18 protein-coding genes are annotated in these 19,526 nt (G+C 43.2%); 10 read left to right on the top strand and 8 right to left on the bottom strand.

From position 1 onward, the window contains the following. Positions 1–27 precede the first annotated feature (27 nt). The 6 genes from pyrE (at position 28) to trmB (ending at position 5,256) form a co-directional block, all read left to right on the top strand. The gene (pyrE, locus tag HG263_RS14265) at positions 28–672 is read left to right on the top strand and encodes an orotate phosphoribosyltransferase (protein WP_171626762.1); all 645 of its coding nucleotides are present in this window, start codon (positions 28–30) and stop codon (positions 670–672) included. Positions 673–873: 201 nt separating this feature from the next. Next, positions 874–2,244 (top strand): UDP-N-acetylmuramate:L-alanyl-gamma-D-glutamyl-meso-diaminopimelate ligase, encoded by a 1,371-nt coding sequence (gene mpl, locus HG263_RS14260; protein WP_171626761.1) that lies wholly within the window; start codon positions 874–876, stop codon positions 2,242–2,244. 28 nt (positions 2,245–2,272) lie between these two features. Continuing rightward, positions 2,273–2,896 carry a UbiX family flavin prenyltransferase gene (locus HG263_RS14255; protein WP_171626760.1) on the top strand — a complete coding sequence of 208 codons (624 nt, stop codon included), beginning with the start codon at positions 2,273–2,275 and terminating at the stop codon, positions 2,894–2,896. Between the two features lies 1 nt (position 2,897). Then, on the top strand, positions 2,898–3,818 hold the full coding sequence (locus HG263_RS14250; RefSeq protein ID WP_171626964.1) for an ABC transporter ATP-binding protein: 921 nt from the start codon (positions 2,898–2,900) through the stop codon (positions 3,816–3,818). After that, complete coding sequence (locus HG263_RS14245; RefSeq protein WP_171626759.1) at positions 3,815–4,588, top strand: ABC transporter permease; 774 nt, start codon at positions 3,815–3,817, stop codon at positions 4,586–4,588. Before HG263_RS14250 ends, HG263_RS14245 begins: the two co-directional genes overlap by 4 nt. Continuing rightward, positions 4,588–5,256 carry a tRNA (guanine(46)-N(7))-methyltransferase TrmB gene (gene trmB / locus HG263_RS14240; protein ID WP_171626758.1) on the top strand — a complete coding sequence of 223 codons (669 nt, stop codon included), beginning with the start codon at positions 4,588–4,590 and terminating at the stop codon, positions 5,254–5,256. The genes HG263_RS14245 and trmB overlap by 1 nt, the downstream gene beginning before the upstream one ends. Here trmB and HG263_RS14235 read toward each other — a convergent pair. Next, complete coding sequence (locus HG263_RS14235; protein WP_246239975.1) at positions 5,224–7,080, bottom strand: bifunctional diguanylate cyclase/phosphodiesterase; 1,857 nt, start codon at positions 7,078–7,080, stop codon at positions 5,224–5,226. The genes trmB and HG263_RS14235 overlap by 33 nt on opposite strands. A 438-nt stretch (positions 7,081–7,518) precedes the next feature. Here HG263_RS14235 and panP point away from each other — a divergent pair, with 438 nt between their 5' ends. Together panP and HG263_RS14225 are read left to right on the top strand one after the other, a co-directional pair. Beyond that, positions 7,519–9,147, top strand: coding sequence for a pyridoxal-dependent aspartate 1-decarboxylase PanP (gene panP, locus HG263_RS14230; RefSeq protein ID WP_171626756.1), 1,629 nt, complete (start codon positions 7,519–7,521; stop codon positions 9,145–9,147). 135 nt (positions 9,148–9,282) lie between these two features. Next, positions 9,283–10,323 carry a sensor domain-containing diguanylate cyclase gene (locus tag HG263_RS14225; RefSeq protein ID WP_171626755.1) on the top strand — a complete coding sequence of 347 codons (1,041 nt, stop codon included), beginning with the start codon at positions 9,283–9,285 and terminating at the stop codon, positions 10,321–10,323. Here HG263_RS14225 and HG263_RS22595 read toward each other — a convergent pair. Then, the gene (locus HG263_RS22595; RefSeq protein ID WP_171626754.1) at positions 10,320–11,123 is read right to left on the bottom strand and encodes a helix-turn-helix domain-containing protein; all 804 of its coding nucleotides are present in this window, start codon (positions 11,121–11,123) and stop codon (positions 10,320–10,322) included. The genes HG263_RS14225 and HG263_RS22595 overlap by 4 nt on opposite strands. Positions 11,124–11,212: 89 nt before the next feature. On the opposite strand from HG263_RS22595, the gene HG263_RS14215 reads away from it, so the two are divergent. Continuing rightward, entirely contained in the window at positions 11,213–11,584 is a 372-nt protein-coding gene (locus HG263_RS14215; RefSeq protein WP_171626753.1) for a DUF3224 domain-containing protein, read from the top strand. A 54-nt stretch (positions 11,585–11,638) separates the two neighbouring features. Here the strand turns inward: HG263_RS14215 and HG263_RS14210 are convergent, their stop codons facing one another. The 6 genes from HG263_RS14210 to gorA form a co-directional block, all read right to left on the bottom strand. Continuing rightward, positions 11,639–12,439 carry an alpha/beta hydrolase gene (locus HG263_RS14210; protein WP_246239974.1) on the bottom strand — a complete coding sequence of 267 codons (801 nt, stop codon included), beginning with the start codon at positions 12,437–12,439 and terminating at the stop codon, positions 11,639–11,641. A 25-nt stretch (positions 12,440–12,464) separates the two neighbouring features. Beyond that, the gene (locus HG263_RS14205; protein WP_171626752.1) at positions 12,465–13,025 is read right to left on the bottom strand and encodes a nucleoside/nucleotide kinase family protein; all 561 of its coding nucleotides are present in this window, start codon (positions 13,023–13,025) and stop codon (positions 12,465–12,467) included. Between the two features lie 134 nt (positions 13,026–13,159). Then, the gene (locus tag HG263_RS14200) at positions 13,160–13,924 is read right to left on the bottom strand and encodes an isocitrate lyase/PEP mutase family protein (protein WP_171626751.1); all 765 of its coding nucleotides are present in this window, start codon (positions 13,922–13,924) and stop codon (positions 13,160–13,162) included. 624 nt (positions 13,925–14,548) lie between these two features. Next, positions 14,549–14,827 (bottom strand): hypothetical protein, encoded by a 279-nt coding sequence (locus HG263_RS14195; protein ID WP_343043995.1) that lies wholly within the window; start codon positions 14,825–14,827, stop codon positions 14,549–14,551. Beyond that, positions 14,820–15,902, bottom strand: a complete 1,083-nt coding sequence (locus tag HG263_RS14190) for a hypothetical protein (RefSeq protein WP_171626749.1) — start codon at positions 15,900–15,902, stop codon at positions 14,820–14,822. The genes HG263_RS14195 and HG263_RS14190 overlap by 8 nt, the downstream gene beginning before the upstream one ends. A gap of 67 nt (positions 15,903–15,969) precedes the next feature. Next, positions 15,970–17,328, bottom strand: a complete 1,359-nt coding sequence (gene gorA / locus HG263_RS14185; protein WP_171626748.1) for a glutathione-disulfide reductase — start codon at positions 17,326–17,328, stop codon at positions 15,970–15,972. Positions 17,329–17,472: 144 nt separating this feature from the next. Here gorA and prlC point away from each other — a divergent pair, with 144 nt between their 5' ends. Further along, entirely contained in the window at positions 17,473–19,518 is a 2,046-nt protein-coding gene (gene prlC / locus HG263_RS14180) for an oligopeptidase A (RefSeq protein WP_171626747.1), read from the top strand. Positions 19,519–19,526 lie beyond the last annotated feature (8 nt).

Raw genomic sequence — 19,526 nt, 5'->3', positions numbered from 1 at the left:
CTCAGTAATCGTTTTAATAGGTAAGAAATGAAAGCATATCAAAAAGAGTTTATTGAATTTGCCCTTGAAAAGCAGGTGCTTAAGTTTGGTGAGTTTACGTTAAAGTCGGGTCGTACTAGCCCTTACTTTTTCAATGCCGGATTATTTAATACTGGTCGTGATTTGGCGCGTTTAGGGCGCTTTTATGCTGCAGCGCTTGAAGATGCTGGCATTGAGTACGATGTATTGTTTGGCCCTGCATACAAAGGTATTCCTATTGCAACCACAACAGCAGTAGCACTTGCGGATCACTACAACAAAGATGTGCCTTATTGCTTTAATCGTAAAGAGAAAAAGCAACACGGTGAAGGTGGCTCGCTGGTGGGCTCTGCGCTTGAAGGCCGTATTATGTTGGTTGATGATGTGATCACCGCAGGCACAGCAATCCGTGAGTCAATGGAGATCATTGCTGCAGCGGGTGCTGACTTGTCTGGTGTATTAATTGCGCTTGACCGCCAAGAAAAAGGCAAGGCTGAGCTGTCGGCGATTCAAGAAGTTGAACGCGATTTTAATACTAAAGTGGTTTCAATTGTAAAATTGGCTGATTTAATTACTTACCTTGAAGAGCAAGGCAGCATGAGTGAACACTTAGAAGCGGTGAAAGCGTACCGTGATCAATACGGTGTTGCTTAAGCGATAAGTTACTAGATTATAAAAAATGCCAGTCTGCGACTGGCATTTTTTTTATCACGCGTTGGCTCATTAAAAGTTCAGTATGATTGGGTATTATTGCCCATAGCGCACAGCTGTTATGATTGGTCTATTGCGCGCAAATTTGGCATAGTAGGCATCGCGCCAACCGTGGTATTACACTTAATAAGGCACATTATTTTCATGGCAAGTCAGGATAAAAAACAAACTCATATTCATATTTTAGGTATTTGTGGCACGTTTATGGGGGGGATAGCTGCTATTGCTCAGTCTTTGGGTTATCGGGTGACAGGCTCTGATCAAAATGTGTATCCGCCAATGAGCACCCAGTTAGAATCTTTGGGTATTGAGCTTACCTCAGGATATGATCCAAAGCAGTTAGATCCCGCGCCCGATATGGTGATCATCGGTAATGCCATGAGCCGTGGTAACTCTTGCGTTGAGTATGTGCTCGAAAAAGGCTTGCCGTACACCTCGGGGCCCGAGTGGTTAAAGCACAATCTATTACAAAAATCATGGGTGCTGGCGGTTGCGGGTACGCATGGTAAAACTACTACGGCGAGTATGCTGGCTTGGTTATTAGACTATGCAGGCTTGCGCCCTGGATTCTTGATAGGTGGCATAGTACAAAACTTTGGCGTGTCTGCCCGAGTCAGCGATACCCCATTTTTTGTAATTGAAGCAGACGAGTACGACACCGCGTTTTTTGACAAGCGTAGCAAATTTGTACACTACTTACCGCGCACCCTGATCATGAATAATTTAGAGTTTGATCATGCGGATATTTTTAAAGACTTGGATGCCATTCAGACTCAGTTTAATCACTTACTACGTACCTTACCAAGTCAAGGTAAAGCAATTTATCCAGCCGATGACGCGCCACTGGTTGAGGTTATTAAACGCGGCTTTTGGAGCCAGCAAGAAACCTTAAACGGCGATTGGACGTATAAGTTACTAGAGCGTGATGGCTCACAATTTGAGGTGTATTTAGCCGGCCAACTTGAAGGCGTTGTGAATTGGTCAGCGATTGGCGAACACAATGTAAAAAATGCCTTGATGGCAATTGCTGCAGCACGCCACGTGGGGATTCCTGTGTCTGTTAGTATTGATGCGTTGCGCGAATTTAAATCGCCTAAACGTCGCATGGAATTACTCGGTGAAGCAAATGGCGTGTTTGTGTATGACGATTTTGCCCATCACCCCACGGCCATTAAAACCACGCTTGCGGGCCTAAAGGCTAAAGTCGGCGATAAACCGGTGATTGCAATCTTAGAACCTCGCTCAAATACCATGAAAATGGGCGTGCATCAGCATACCTTGCTGGAGTCTTTAAGCGAAGCAGACGAAGCGTATTTGTTTGAACCGCAAGGTCTTGGTTGGTCATTGAAAGATCAAGCAAGCAAAGCGGGCAGAGTATGCTTTGATAGCACCGACGAAATTATTGCAACGGTATGCGCAAAGGCCCAACCTGGGCAACACATCCTTATTATGAGCAACGGTGGTTTTGAAGGATTACACCAAAAATTGTTAAGTGCGCTTAAGGCTAACGCATAAATATTGAACTTAATTCAAAGGCAAACGAGTGAACAACTTTAAACCAGCAATTACTTTGGCATTCAGTGGTGCATCAGGCGCACCATATGGGCTGCGCCTTTTAGAGGTTTTGGTAGCAATGAACTACCAAGTGTTTGTATTGATCTCAAGCGCAGCAAGGGTAGTACTTGATACCGAATCAAATATTAAGCTCTCGGGCAACGAGCAAAAAGCCACAGAGCAGCTCAGCGAGCTGTTTAATGCGCAGCCTGAACAAATCCAAGTATTTGGCAAAGACAATTGGTTTAGCCCTGTTGCCTCAGGCTCTGCTGCGCCTAAAAAAATGGTGGTATGCCCGTGTAGTGCAGGGAGCGTATCTGCCATTGCAATGGGGGCATCAGATAACTTACTAGAACGTGCGGCTGATGTGGTGATCAAAGAACGTGGGCAACTTATTTTAGTACCCAGAGAAACCCCGTTTAGCTCGATCCACCTCGAAAATATGCTCAAACTGAGTCAACTCGGTGTCACCATTATGCCAGCGGCGCCGGGGTTTTATCATCAACCTCAATCAATTAATGATTTGGTCGACTTTATGGTGGCCCGAATTTTAGATCATTTACATATTGAACATACTCTAACTAAGCGTTGGGGTTATGGAGAACAACAATAACATGACGATTGCATTGAATATTCAAGGCTTGAAAAAAGTCTACAAAAACGGTGTCGAAGCCGTAAAAGGGATTGACCTGCAAGTAGAGCAGGGCGACTTTTTTGCATTACTTGGCCCAAACGGCGCGGGTAAGTCGACTACCATAGGTGTAATATCATCTTTGGTAAACAAAACCGAAGGTAAAGTAGAAGTGTTTGGACATAGCATAGATACGGCATTAGAAGATGCCAAATCTGAGCTTGGTCTAGTGCCACAAGAGTTCAACTTTGGTCAGTTTGAAACCTTAAATCAAATTTTAGTCAATCAAGCAGGTTATTACGGTGTGCCAAGAGCATTGGCCCATGAGCGCGCTGAAAAATACCTTAAACAGCTAGGTTTGTTTGATAAAAAAGATAAGCAAGCACGCACTCTATCAGGTGGTATGAAGCGACGCTTGATGATTGCCCGAGCGTTAATGCATGAACCAAAACTACTCATTCTTGATGAACCAACCGCTGGCGTTGATATAGAGCTACGCCGCTCAATGTGGGATTTTTTACGCGAAATAAACAAACAAGGCGTGACCATTATTCTAACCACGCACTACCTCGAAGAAGCTGAACTGTTGTGTAAAAACATTGCGATTATCGACAAGGGCATCATCGTAGAGAACACCACGATTAAGGCGTTGCTTGCGAAATTGGATAAAGAAACCTTTGTACTAGACCTTAAATCTCCTATTCAACCTGTGAATATCGAAGGGTATGCATTTAAGATGGTTGATGACCATACGGTTGAGGTGGAAGTGGCTAAATCGCAGGGGTTAAATGAAGTATTTACGCAGCTCACAGCACAGGGCAATACCGTGTTGAGTATGCGTAATAAAGCGAACCGTTTAGAGGAGCTATTTGTGGGACTATTAGAGCAGGGGCGTGCATCATGAGTTTAGGTCGTTACAGCGTTGCGCTAAAAAGCATTTGGATCAAAGAATGTATTCGCTTTTTACGTATTTGGATTCAAACCCTAGTACCGCCTGCGATCACCATGACTTTGTATTTTGTTATTTTTGGTAGCTTAATTGGTTCTCGTATTGGTGATATGGGCGGCTTTAGTTACATGGAATTTATTGTGCCTGGTTTGATCATGATGTCGGTGATCACCAATTCGTACTCTAATGTGGCATCGAGCTTTTATTCAACCAAGTTCCAAAAAAGCATTGAAGAGCTACTCGTGGCCCCAGTGCCAAATTACATCATTATACTTGGCTATATGGGCGGTGGCATGGCGCGCGGTATGTTGGTGGGTTTGATTGTTACCTTGGTGTCGTTGTTTTTTGTCGACATACAAATTCATAATTTAGGGGTGATCATTGCCACGGTCATTTTAACCTCCGCAGTATTTGCGCTAGGGGGCTTGATTAATGCGGTATTTGCAAATAGCTTTGACGATATCAGTATCATTCCAACCTTTGTGTTAACGCCACTGACCTATTTAGGTGGGGTATTTTATTCAATCACCTTGTTACCAGAGTTTTGGCAAGGCGTGTCGCAGGTAAACCCGATTATTTATATGGTTAATGCTTTTAGATATGGCTTTTTAGGTGTGTCTGATGTCAACATTTACGTCGCATTTGCGGTATTATTGGCGTTTATTTCTGGGTTATTTATCTTGGCGTTGAGTTTAATACGCCGAGGAGTAGGGTTACGCCATTGATGAGTGAAGCAAATTCAAGAAGCATAGTATCAAACCAACCGAGCTTGCACGACAAGATCGATGACATCGTAAATAAGCATCTTGGTGCAGAGTTTAAAAAACCCATTGCACAGCACACACAACGTGCTTTTGATGAGGTGAATGAACGTGTGCAAGCATTTGCAGGGCCTATTGTTTTAGATTCATGCTGTGGGGTTGGTGAAAGTACGGCTAACTTAGCTAAGCAACACCCTGATGCATTGGTGATTGGGATTGATAAATCAGCTCACCGACTAGACAAACACGATGTTGAATATAAGCAAACAGAATCAGGGCAATATCTGTTGGTGCAGGCAGACTTAAATGACTTTTGGCGGTTAGCTGTCGAGGCAAACTGGCGTCCTACCCATCATTATCTGTTTTATCCAAACCCTTGGCCTAAAGCAAAGCATGTGCAGCGCCGCTGGCACGGTGCAGCTGTATTTCCTTTTATTGTTAAACTCGGTGGGCGCCTTGAAGTGCGCAGTAACTGGGATATATACGTAAAAGAGTTTGCTCGTGCGTTACAATTGGCAGGTCATCCAACGCCAGTTGAGCCGTACCATAGTGATACGGCCATTACACCGTTTGAGCGAAAATACTGGGCCAGTGGTCAATCAAGCACGCGCTTGGTTGCTCAGTTGTCTTAGCTTAGTACATAAATGAGGGGCTGCACTGGCAATATAGCGCCCCTCCACCAGATCAACGCCCGCCTTTGAAAGTTGACTATATTGTTGTTCAGAGTCAACCCCAGCCACGAGCAACATAATGTCTTTATCGTGACACAGCTTTGCAATATGTTGGATAAAGTCAAAAACTTGCTCGTCGTCGGCAATGTGTGTGGTGTTACTTTCATCAAGTAATATCATATCAATATTCAACTTCATTACGCGGCTAACGGTTAATAGCCCACTGCTGACCGCATTGATTGATACTTTAACGCCTTTGCTTTTAAGCACATTAATACACACAGCCATGGCATTAAAATGTTCTAGTACGTCTTTTTCATCAAGCTCAAAGGTGATCAAACGAGGCTGAGGGTAGCGTCTGAGTTCTTGATCAATAAAATCCAACAATTGCGGATCCGTGGCATCTTGATAACTTAGCTTTATGCTCCACGCAGTTCCTGACTTTCTGAAACGATCAATACACTGCGTTAAAATATTGCGCGTTAACTGGCTTTGTAGACGTGATTGGCGTACCACTTCGCTAAAACTCTCCGTTTTTAAGATGGCGCCTTGTTCGGTTACAATTCGAGCGCTACACCCATGCTGCACCACTTGCTGGGTTTTGGGGTCGACTCTAGGTGTAAAGTAGGTAGCAACACGATTATCTACAAAGGCATCTTGCAAAATATTGGCTATGGCCAAGTGGTTTTTTTGCTTTAAACGCGCATCTTGGCTGTCGACACTAAACATGCATATTGACTGTTTTCCTTGCTTAGCTTGGCGGCATGCAATTGAGGCGTTTTCTAGCAGTAAAGACTTATTTCCAGTGGCAATACCAGCATGTAATTGGATATACAAATGTGGCTTAGTTAAAATAGGGCTCGAGCTTGGAAAGCTGGCAATGATACGGTTTAAGTATGCTTCTCCATCTTTGATATCACTCATGATAACAAGTTTAGAGGTAGCCAAGCGATAAACTCGGTGGGGTGATGTGATGGGTTTAAAGTACTCCATCACCTTTTGTAACACTCTATCGCCAACGTAAGTGCCGTAAAAGCTAATGATGTCTTCTAGTTCATCAATAGAGATAATAGCCAAGCTGAGGTGTTGATCTTGTTTTTTACTTAAGTCTCGCTCAAGCGCGACTCTATTAGCAAAACCGGTACGCGGGTCGGTGCTCATCGATTTTCGATACAGTGCAATATAAAATGTTGAGACCAATACCGCGATAAAAAAGAAAAAAGTAGCTGTTAAGGTGGCTTTAGTCACACTTTCTTGCAGCAGAGTATCTACTTGGTTAATAGTCATATCAGCCCCTGCAATGTAGGCTGTACCATTACTCGATATATAAGGCACAAAAATACTTTTGAAGTGCCCCCATTTATCTCTAGAGACTTCAAAAACAGGCTCAGTAGATTGAAAGGCCGCTTTGTTTATTGCTGTTGCTTCTTTGTAGTGATCGAGAAACTGAGTTAGTTTGTTGTTTTTAATATCAGATTTGGTATAGCTTGACGCCGTAAAATGCACATGTGGTGGTTGGTACACCATGGTATAAACGTATTCTACATCGATCGCTTTTGCTAAAGCGGTAAGCTGTGCGCTTTTGTGCTGGAATTCTTGGGGGCTAATGGTATTTAGGCGATCATGGTAATCATCACCAACCAGTAGCTGAGTACTTTTGGCTGCTCGTAAAAGTTGTTCATCAATCTCAGCCATAATTGCTGTGCGTGTCGACTGGTACGTGTAAACCACATATCCCGCTAGGCTCGAAATAAATAATGAAAACCCTATTAGCGACCAAGCCATTGCCGAAGTCCTTCGGTACATAACTATCCTTTAAATCAATCCGTTCCTGAATTTTAAACATTGTCCTACGTGATTGCAAAACACACAAATGGTGTATGCCCATCTAGTCTAGTCAGCTTTTTATTATTTGGATAGACTTTATAACGCTATGTTATGGCAATTTTATGTTGTTGTTTTGCAAAGTGCTAGAAGGTTTTAAAGTAAAAATGGATGCTGCCTTGGAAGGCGTATTGAATGTATTAATGTGGCTTTGCGGTGTGCAAATTTCAGAGAATTGTCTTGTCTTAACCATTAAAATGTCATAACTAACTTGGTCATATCGTGATTTTTCGACTTACAGTAGGAGACATTGTGGCTTACTTGCAGTAAAGTTAGCCATTTCAAAATAACAAGTGTTTGGGCGGTAAGTAGGCCGTTCATAATTAACTGGGTAATGTAATGGGTCCAAAGCGTTGTGCTGTCGCTTCTGAAGAAAGTTTGATGCGTATTTTTACGGTGCCAGAAGCGCCTGACTCGACTCTAAGTAAAATAGAGTTAGAGATCTCAAGTAACTTAGCAGGTTTTTTAAACGAGAACATTGCAGCGATAGAAAAGCCCTTACACGAGATTGAGAAGGACTTTCAGTCTGCTGTGATCCCAGAAGAACCAATGTTTGTGTCTGATTATGCACAAGATATTATGGAGCAGTTGGTTGCGCACTCCGTGCATACTGCCGCCCCAAGTTTTATCGGTCATATGACATCTGCACTGCCTCATTTTGTATTGCCACTGTCTAAGTTGATGGTGGGTTTAAATCAAAACCTTGTAAAAATAGAAACTTCTAAAGCATTCACCCCCCTCGAAAGGCAAGTGCTGGGCATGATGCACCACCTAGCTTATGGTGCTTCTGATAAGTTCTACGATAAGTGGATGCACAGCGCTAGCACCTCTTTGGGGGCATTTTGTTCAGGCGGAACGGTTGCTAATATTACCGCGCTGTGGATAGCGCGTAACCGTTTGCTAAAAGCGGATGGTCAGTTTAAAGGCATTGCCGCGCAAGGTATGGTCGCTGCGATGCTACATTATGGCTACAAAGGGTTAGCTGTATTAGTGTCGGAACGTGGCCATTACTCACTTGGCAAAGCCGCTGATGTGCTAGGCCTTGGTCGAGATAACTTTATTGCCATTGAAACCGACGCGAACAACAAAGTAAATGTGCAAAAAATGCGTGAAAAAGCGCAGGAACTTCAAGAGCAGGGGATCAAAGTGTTGGCCTTAGTGGGCGTTGCTGGTACAACCGAAACCGGTAATATCGATCCATTACAGGAAATGGCTGATCTCAGTGAAGAGCTGGGATGTCATTTTCATGTTGATGCTGCTTGGGGTGGGGCAACGTTGCTATCAGGTAACAACCGCCACCTGCTTGATGGTATCGAACGTGCCGATTCAATCACCATTGATGCGCATAAACAAATGTACGTGCCGATGGGGGCTGGTTTGGTGTTGTTTAAAGACCCCGCCGCATCAGATGCCATAGAACACCATGCTGAATATATTTTACGTAAAGGTTCCAAAGATTTAGGCAGCCACACGCTTGAAGGGAGTCGCCCTGGCATGGCGATGCTTGTGCATGCATGTTTACGTGTCATTGGGCGCAAAGGCTACGAAATGCTCATTGATAAGGGCATCGAAAAAGCGAAGTATTTTGCTAGTTTGATCGAGCAAGATCCTGATTTTGAGCTTATTTCACAGCCTGAATTGTGTTTGCTTACGTACCGCTATGTGCCTGTAGAAATACGCAAAGCCATCAAAAATGCCACTGAGCAAGAGCGCATTGATATTTATGCAGCCTTGAATCGTTTTACCGCCAGTATGCAAAAACGCCAGCGTGAAGCGGGTATATCATTTGTATCGAGAACGCGTTTAACACCGGTGCAATACGATTTTCAGCCAACGGTCGTATTTCGTGTGGTGCTTGCAAACCCGTTAACCTCACATACTATTTTGCAAAGTATTTTGGATGAGCAAAAGGCATTGGCTAAGACTGATCCGGTATTCAAAAAATACTTATCAAAGTACATGAAGTAACCATTACTAAAACGCCACTATTTTTAAAATATTTGTGTATAAATTATTACCCACTTGTTCCTTATTTTAGGTATTATTAATAAGAAGTGGGTATGGCTCACAGGTACCAATGTTTTATCAAAATAGTGGCTTATTATGTTTATTGACCTCAGTGAAGTAACTCAACGCTTAAGACGGATGAGTTCTGAAGAGTTAGATGTATCGGGCAGTTACCAAAACTTTTTGTTAGATCTGCTCAATGAAGGTAAAGATACCCTTGGCGTGGAACATGTGTCTGTTTGGTTATTTGATGACATTACCGCACCGAATAAACTTATCAATGTAGCAAGCACACAATGGCCAAATGATCAGAGTGTTATTGACTACCCTGAGTTACTTTGTGAAGAGTTTCCCAATTATTTCGAAGCAATCGCCAGCGGTATTTCTATAGACGCCAATGATGCTGCAACTGATCCTCGTACCAGCGAATTCAAAGAAAGCTATCTTGATGTGCATAATATTACCACTATGCTCGATACCGTGATTTTCAAAAATGGCATACCACATGGTGTGGTGTGTTTTGAAGGCACTGGTGAGCAACGATATTGGCAAAGTGCTGAAATTGCTTACGCTGAAATGATGGCTGATTGCTGTAGCCGTCGACTACTGGTTAATGACCTGTGGTCTTTACAACAACAACTCACCGAAATGGCCTTTCAAGATGCGCTTACAGGGTTAAAAAACCGTCGTTATTTGATGGATTATGCGCATCGTGAGATCAGCCGACACATTCGCTCTGGCCAGCAGCTGAGTGTGGTTATGATAGATATTGACCATTTTAAGTTGATTAATGATAGCTATGGTCATGAAATTGGTGATGTGGTGTTACGCGCATTTTCACAGCAATGTTTACAAGCACTGAGAACAGAAGACTGCCTATGTCGCTTAGGTGGTGAAGAGTTTATTATTTTACTCCCGAACACTTCTGTAGAGGGCGCGGTGGAAGTAGCAGAGCGCCTGCGACGGCATGTTGAAAAACATATAATTGAAAGCGGTACTCATCATATTCAAGTGACGGTCAGTTGCGGGGTGGGTGAAGTTAATTTAGCAAAACCATTTAGCCAGTCTTTAAAAGAAGCGGACCACGCAGTGTACGACGCCAAAGCAAAAGGCAGAAATTGCGTGGTGGTGTACTAGCACTCGTGGCTATAAGCTGCGGGTGTTACGCCCGTAAAATGCTTAAAATCTTTAATAAAGTGCGCTTGATCGGTGTAACCCAACCACATTGCTACCTCAGTCAGTGACTTAGTTTGTGATTCTAATAACGCTAACACTTGATGCATTCGATACTTTCTAATTAGCCACTTAGGGCTTAATCCAATGTGCGCTTTAAAGTGTCTTTGCAGTGTGCGTATCGACATACCACAGCGTTGTGATAGTTGCTCAACTTGCGTCACTTCAGGGGTGTTTTTTATTATTGCTACAAGCTGCTGTATGCTTAGTTGGGCCTCGGTGCGCTCTAAACACAAAGGTTTAACAGCGTCTCTTAGGGCGTTTACAATACTGTTATCATCATCTGCATCGATAAGCTGTTGAGTTAACTGCGCTGCAAACGCAAATTTTTCTCGCGCTAGAATGCGTTTGTCTACACATTGGTGGGGGGCAATACCGTGTTTTGACAAATTTGCTGCAAGTGCAAACTTTACGCCGATAACCCGACCGGCTCCACGCATGGTGTATTTGTAAGATTTGCTTATGGGACCAAGTAACGACAGCGTATTGTTATCTAAGACGAGGTGCAAATTGGGATCTGGCAGGTTGTGCTGAACGTGAAATTTCCCCTTGGGTAAAGCCCAATCAACTATCCAAAACTGCTCTACCAGATGCGCTAACTCGTCGCTAGGCACATAGCGTCTTAGTTCATAAAATTGCTGACTATGAGTATGATGCATCACCCCTGTAATGTTAGTTTTGTTAACTACAATAGACTGTTGCACAATAATTTCTGCTGGCGTGTTTTTACAATACTCTAAGCGAAGAGGGTGATAATGTTAAGGTTAATTGATAAGACACATTCGGAGGCATTATGACATTAACAGGCACTCTACAAATACAACAGTGGCAAGAAATACCCGATACAGACTTTGCACAGCAGACAGGTTTAAAAACGGCGTTGGTAAAGCAAAGCTACAGTGGTGATATTCAGGGTCAGAGCACGCTTAAATATCAATTAAAATACAACGACAAGGGCGATGCGCATTTTACTGGTTTTGAAATGCTAGAGGGCAGCATTAACGGCACGTCCTATCAACTCACTTTAATGCACACCGGGCAGTTTGTGGCAGGCGTTGCCAGTAGCCAGTTTACAGTGATAGCAAGCTCGCCCAATGATTGGCTAAATGCACAAGGTGAGTTTAGCTCAACTGAAGGCGGGCAAGCGCAGTATCGCTTAGGCTAAAAGGGTAACAACTTAGCTGAAGTTAACCCTTCAGCTCAGTGTATTACGCGTATTTTAGAGGCGATTATTTTGCTGATATAGGTGCAGCGCTCTTAGCGCATTATACAAACCCGCAGCCATGGTAAAGTCGTGGCCTTCATCATTGAACGTATCTAACTGAACCACTAAATCGGTCGAGCGGTTTCTTAAAATTGTTTGTGATAAGTTATCGTACACTTGGCGCATCTCGCCGCCTTCGCTGCCGATAGTCATATATAAAAAATTGCCTACTTTTTTGTTTGAGTGCATGTATTGCTTTGCTGCGTTGGCGGTTTCTCTTGCTCCCCACCAAACCGCGGGGCTAAATGCTAAATGACCTTGAAAAAGGTGTGGGCGCGCGTGAAAGCTGTGCATCACCAATAAGCCCGCAATAGAGTGGCCTGCAATCACGTTGTGCGACTTGGTTCGGTAGTTTTTATTGATTGTAGGCATAAGCTCAGACTGTATAAAATCGAGCAGTTTATCGGCCCCGCCTCCAGCGCCAACGGGTCCACGAGGGTCTTTGTTGATGGTAGGCGCAAAGTCGTTAAGCCTATCATGGCTTTCGATACCCACGATAATATGCTCGTTAGCGCCGTTTGAACTATGCAGCCTTTGCAGCATGCCAAATACCAACTCGTCATTGAGCTTGGCATCTAAAAGATATAAAACCGGGTAGTGTTTAGACTTATCTTGTTTGTACGACGCGGGCAGGGCGATTGTTATTTCCGGTGGTGCGCTCATAAATTGCGAGCTTGGTAAGTCTACTTTTGAGAAGTTAGCGCCGTGGCTAGCAAAGGTGCTTAAAGTTAACAGCACTAAAAACAGTAGTTTCAAAATGAATATTCCTTTTTGTTATTATTTAAATTGTTGAATATTTATTACTTAAGCAAGCACTGATGAATTGTGTTGTGTCTGCAATTGATATCACGTCTTTCACAACTAAATCAGCGTTTTGTCGTACTTGGTTGACTACAGATATATAAATTTCTCTGTAATGGCTGTCGTATTGAGCAAGATATTTATTAATAGACGTTGCAGCGTTGGCGTGATTATGGGCGATATGCCTTTTAATCACTCGAGATAAGCATATCTCTGCGGGTGTATCTAATAAAATCACAGTATCGATGAGCGTGCGTGTTGCCTCTCGCTCTTTACCAAATGGCTCTTCCACAAACACAAATGGGCGGCTACTGCTCGCAACTAAGTGTTGTAGCGCATTAACAAAACCAGGTGAGCTAATCAAAGATACGTTGGTACCCTCACGTAGCCACTGCGCCATGTCACATGGATAAGTGCACTCGTTTGAATAATCATCAAACAATAAATATGGGCAATCAAATAGACGAGCTAATTGTTTTACCTGAGTGGTTTTGCCCGAACCCGACATCCCACTGATTGCGATCACTTTGGTGTTATTCACGCGTTACTTCTTTTTCGCTTTCACGGCATTGGCTTTTAAGTAAAGTACCCATGGCTTATGCGTACTAACTCTGATTAGTCATTTTTTTTGGTAACTTACATGAGGAAAGTTGGTTTTACAATGTTGTTTTGTGCCTAAATATCAAACAGCGGAGCAAAAGCGCCAGACGTGGTGATGGCGGTTAAAATTGCTTTCAGCGAGCTCAGCATGGCTTGATGAACAAAGTTACCCATACTGATGCGCTTTACGCCAAGGGTTTTTAACGTAGCAAAGTCAAGCAACTCGGGCACGCACATAACATTAATTGGCAGCGTTGTTGCGCTTGTTATTATTTGAATATCGCAGGCTAAATGTAAGCACGGCAAAAACAACCCATCGGCCCCTGCATCTTGATAAAGCGCAGCCCTTTGCAAACTCGCTTCAAGCGGTTTTTCAACACCAAGCAAATAAGTATCGCTGCGCACATTAATAAATAGGTCGACTTGTGCCTCTGTTAGCTGCGCCTTAATTGCGATGAGCTTGCGTGCAAACTCTTCTGCATCAACCAGTGTTCGTTGGCCGTTTACTACCGTGCTATCTTCAATATTAATGCCCACTACACCCAGCTTAGCCAACTTAATGATGTTATTAGCAACCTCTAGAGGCGAATCCGCATAACCCGCTTCAATATCAACGCTTAAAGGTAAGTTTGAGTGCTGAGCAATGGCTGTCACGATGATAAGCAACTCATCAAAGCGCAGCGCTTCACCGTCTTGTTTTCCCAGCATATTTGCAATCGCTGCACTGGATGTACCAATTGCTGCAAACCCCAATTGTTCGGCTATTTGTGCACTGGGCACATCCCACACATTACCAAGCAGCAACGGATGTGTTTGAGTGTGTAAGTCTTTAAAAGTCATTATTTTTCCTATCATTCATTAAAACCTATTTGTTGGAGTGAATGATAAAGGCAAGTAACCACAGCTACGCGCCATTTGTGGAACTGAACGTAAAAAGGTGAGGGGGCTTTTTCGAACAACTATCAGCGCGGTAGGTCGGCATAAGCGAAACGCCATCCGACGTTTAACCGTTTTACGAAATGGCGCATTTTTGTGGGTAAAGCGCGACTATGTCGGAATGTAATTCAGGATTAAACAAGAGCTCTGCCAACATGCGGCCTGCTTTAACGGCTACCGGGCAATGGCCCTAATCATTTGGTCTACGCTATGCTATTGGTCATTTTTTATGTTAGGTGTATCAGTCATTATTTTTGAGGTGAGTATATCAAAAACTTGAAAATTGGCAGCGTTAACGGTCGTTGATAATAGATATAAAATGGCAAAATACATATTCATTCAAAATGATAATTATTTGGTATTTCACGAAGGCGTTTTAAAATTTTATCATTTTTAACAACTAAGTTGAGACTGAAATGTCGGAGCAGTGTAGGGAGTGCAGCTTAGCAAACGTTTGGTATGGTAAGTCCACTGGCTTTTTCAATCAAGCCAATGGAATAACATCAAAATACGGTTTTTAACGGCAATTTAAGTGACTCCAGTTTGTACTGCATCGCTCCAGTCTTTCCGCTTTAATGATCCACTTTTTTGAACAAGCTTGTCATAAATGTGCATTGCTTTGTAAATGGCTGACTGCGAGAGCATTTGTGCTAGTTTAATGTCATTCCTAGCGACAAAAGTTTGACCATGGTGAACTATTTTAGAACGTATTTTGTATATGCTTTTCATCTGCTTGGCGGCTGGTGACGGCATGTCTATGGTGGAAACAAAGTTAGCTAAACCCTCGACAATTCTTTTGTCACTCACACTGCAAATTGCTTCGATGGCAAATACGAAGCATAGAAACATTTTGAATGTCGTCATCTTCTCTCAAAGCTTTAGAAAAAAAGTGTAAGCCATTAAAAAACTTTCCACGGATCTCACACTCCTCTTTTTCATAGCGGTCTAACATGAAACTAAATAAAGGGTCAGTCGTTAATACAGAAAAATTATCTGAAGACTTGTGAAAAGGAAATACATTACTGGTATTGAGTGGGTGCCTTAAAATGTGCTCTCCTTTCACTGAAAAAATATGCTTTATGGGCGAGCGCTTTGTGTTGTTGGGCAACAGCGTGGCTTGTAAATTGTGATACGTCATAAAAAAGTCAAACACCCAAATAAACCAATTGAGTTTTTGGACTGCGAGCTCCCAATCTCTGTCGCTATAACACTGTACCTCAAATTTTAGAATGTCGTATTTAGTTAAGGCGTCTCCGCTCGTTCTTTGGTAGTGTTCAAAGCGCTCTTGACTGATTGGCTTAATATCGGTCGCTTTTACTAATGCAGTTTGATCACTTTGTGCGGGGATAAGCACAAAATTATCGGACAGCTGAATGTTGCCTTGTTGCAACTCTTCTTCAATGTAGCACAAGCTCTTAGGAAATAGGCTTTCCCACTTAAACAAGATGGGTGCGAGAATGGTATGAACTGAATCTTGTAGTAGATAAGCAACTTTTTGCTCAAAGCGCTCTATAAAAATAGTGTCGTATTTGTAGTTAACTTCCTCAGCCACTGCCTTGATAAGCGGCGCTAGTTCATACTCCGAAAAATTGTTGACTAATAAAGGCTCTAAGTTTATTACTTTGATAAGTTGTGGGTTTTGCTCAAGTTCAAAAAGCCATAACAGTTCATTTATTTCTTGGGATGAGTAATCTTGCTCATTAAACAGTGCTCCCAAGAAATTGAGCCTCTCTATCGAATCTTCATCATTTTTTGCTTTAAGAAGTTCAATTTCTTTGATGAACGTTTCCTCGCTTTTAGTACGAATGCGCTCAAGTCCTCTGAGTACTTTCAATAAAGCTGGTGGGTTTATGAGTTTGTGGTGTGTGGTGAATGTAGTCATAGTGATTGAGCAATGAATTTAATGAAATGGCCATATCAACACTTTAAATATGGCCGCTTGGTGTTACTTATCGCATTGTGACAAACTCTTCAGACCCCGTCGGGTGTATCGCGACTACTGAGTCAAAGTCTGCTTTGGTGGCGCCCATTTTCATGGCAACGCCGAAGCCTTGGATCATCTCATCTACCGCAAAACCGATGCCGTGTAGGCCAACTACTTTTTCGTCTGGGCCTGCACACACAAGCTTCATTTTACATGGTTGGCGGTGCTGGGTAACGGCGGTGTACATGGCGGCAAAGGTTGAGGTATACACTTTAATGTTGTCTTTACCATATTGCTCAATGGCTTGTGGCTCGCTAAGGCCTATGGTGCCAATAGGCGGGTGGCTAAATACCACGGTCGGTACTAGGTTGTAGTCCATTTTTGCATCAGGCAGCTCGGGATTAAACAAGCGCTCTGCCAACATGCGGCCTGCTTTAACGGCTACCGGCGTAAGCTCAATTCCGCCTTCCATTATATCGCCAAGGGCATAAATACCTTTGACTGAGGTGTTTTGGTATTCATCTACTTTAATAAAACCGCGTTCATTGGTTTGTACATCGGTGGCGTCTAAGTTGATGAGGTCGGTAACTGGCTCTCGGCCAATGGCCCAAATTACTTGGTCTACGCTATGCGATTGGCCATTTTCTAAATGTAGAGTCACAGAGCCATCGGCTTCTTTAGTCAGCTCTTTTGGTACTGCGTGGGTGTGTAGGGTTGGACCTTCTTTTTCCATGACTTCCGTTAGGGTTTCTACCACTAGCGGGTCAAAACTACGCAGTGGGGCATGTTTGCGCACAAACAGGTGGGTTTCTGTGCCTAGGCTGTTTAATACACCTGCCAACTCAACTGCAATATAGCCTGCGCCAATTACCGCAACACGGCGAGGCTGTTCATTCAGTGCAAAAAAGTCGTTTGAGTCAATGCCATACTCAGCGCCAGGAATGTTAGGAATACTCGGGCGGCCACCTACGGCAATACTGATATGATCAGCAGTATAATGTTCGCCGTTCACTTCAACGGTGTGGTTATCAACAAATTTGGCAAAACCGTTGATCACGGTTACGCCATTTTTGGCAAGGTAGCCTTCATAGCCTTTGTGGATACGGCCAATATACGCTTCGCGGCTTTCAACCAGTTTTGCCCAATCAAAGTTTTTTAGCTCAACATCAAAACCATAGTCTGGCGCATAGAGTTTAATGGCTTCTGCTACTTGGGCACCGTGCCACATTACTTTTTTGGGCACGCATCCTACGTTTACACAAGTACCGCCCATGTGTTTTGCTTCAATTAAAGCCACTTTAGCACCGCGCATTGCTGCACGATTTGCTGATGCAATACCACCACTACCGCCGCCAATGGCAATATAATCAAAATGTTGAGCCATAACTTCCTCTTAAATTCTTGAAAAATACACTACGCTTTGGGAATGTAGACCTCGATACGTAGGAAAAAATAACAGTCTAACTTGTAATTGCGGCGTTTGCCCCAATTTCAACTCAATAAGCCGAAATAACGATAGAGAAAAATTATGAGTAACCCATTAATTGGGCTAGAAGGCCTGCCACCATTTTCTAAAATTCAGCCGGAGCATGTTGTTCCTGCATTAAAAAAAGCCATTGCTCATTGTCGTGAAACCATTGACGAAGTATTAAAAAACAACACATTTACATGGCAAAATTTAGTGCTTCCTCTTGAAGAAGCTGACGATAAGCTATCTCGTATGTGGTCGCCGGTTTCTCATATGCATTCGGTTGTAAATTGCGATGCACTGCGTAAAGCCTATGATGAGTGTTTGCCATTGCTCTCAGAGTATTCAACGTATGTTGGTCAGCATCAAGGTTTATACCAAGCTTATAAATCTATTAAAGAGTCTGATGAGTTTGCGCAGTTGAGTATTGCGCAGCAAACAACCATAGATAACGAGTTAAGAGACTTTGCGTTATCGGGTATTGCTTTGAGCGAAGAAAAACAAAAGCGCTATGGTCAGATCAGTGTACGTTTATCTGAGTTGGCCGCTAAATTTGGCAATAATGTGATGGATGCTACACAAGCGTGGCAAAAACACATTACCGATGAGTCTGATTTATCTGGCTTGCCTGAATCTGCGCTGGCACTTGCTAAACATACTGCTGAGTCAAAAGGCCTTGATGGATGGGTGTTTACGCTTGATTTTCCATCATACCTACCCGTTATGACCTATGCGGATAACCGCAAACTGCGCGAAGAAGCCTATCGTGCATTTGCCACTAGAGCTTCAGATCAGGGCCCAAATGCCAATGAGTTTGATAACTCTGAGATAATGACTGAAGAGCTTGCGCTGCGCCATGAGTTAGCGCAGTTGCTAGGTTTTGACAGCTATGCACACAAGTCACTGGCCACAAAAATGGCCGAGTCCCCAGAGCAAGTATTTGCTTTTTTAAATGATCTTGCTGAAAAGTCTAAGCCTCAAGCGCAAGCCGAAGTGGCTGAGCTGGTGGAGTTTGCTAAGAGCCAACACGGTATTGAGCAGTTAGAAGCGTGGGATTATGGTTACTACTCAGAAAAGCTCAAACAGGCTAAATATGCTGTCTCTGATGAGCAGCTACGTCCTTATTTTCCTGCAAACAGGGTATTAAGTGGTTTATTTAAAACCGTTGAACGCCTGTTTGGTATTAAAGTCACTGAAATCAACGAGTTTGATTCGTATCATCCAGACGTACGCTTTTTTGCGATTCATGACAAGCAAGGTGAACTGCGAGGCCATTTTTACTTAGATTTGTATGCGCGTGAAAATAAGCGCGGTGGCGCTTGGATGGATGACTGCATGGGTCGTAAAGTGCGTGCTAACGGCCAGCTGCAAACGCCTGTGGCTTATTTGGTTTGTAACTTTAACAAAGCGGTAGGCGATAAGCCTGCGTTGTTTACCCATAACGAAGTGACCACCTTATTCCATGAGTTTGGTCATGGTATTCACCATATGCTAACGCAAGTCAATGCAGCCTCTGTAGCGGGCATCAATGGTGTTGCTTGGGATGCGGTAGAGCTACCCAGTCAGTTTTTAGAGAACTGGTGCTACGAAGAAGAAGCACTTAGCATTATATCTGGTCACTATGAAACCGGCGAGCCGTTACCACAAGAGTTATTGGATAAATTATTGGCCGCTAAAAACTATCAATCTGCCATGCAAATGCTGCGTCAAATTGAATTTAGTTTGTTTGATTTTCATATTCACGCAGATTATAAGCCAAACACGCAGTGTAATATTCAGGGCATATTAAACGCCGTACGCGAAAAAACAGCGGTAATTAAAGCGCCTGAGTTTAACCGTTTTCAACATAGCTTTAGCCACATTTTTGCTGGTGGTTATAGCGCGGGCTATTACTCATATAAATGGGCAGCGGTGCTCTCAGCAGACGCATTTTCTAAGTTTGAAGAAGAAGGTATTTTTAACGAGCAAACCGGCCGTGAGTTTATGGAGCATATCCTTGAAAAAGGCGGCTCTGAGTCAGCTATGGTGCTGTTTACTCGCTTTAGAGGCCGAGAGCCGCAAGTGGATGCGTTATTGCGCCACAGCGGCATAAACTGTGCTGCTTAACATATAAA

Origin of the sequence: Pseudoalteromonas caenipelagi (genome assembly GCF_013140855.1) — a bacterium.
GTDB classification, from domain to species: Bacteria; Pseudomonadota; Gammaproteobacteria; order Enterobacterales; family Alteromonadaceae; genus Pseudoalteromonas; species Pseudoalteromonas caenipelagi.
The sequence above is the reverse complement of the archived record's forward strand: the minus strand, read 5'-3'. Positions and strand labels throughout refer to the sequence as shown.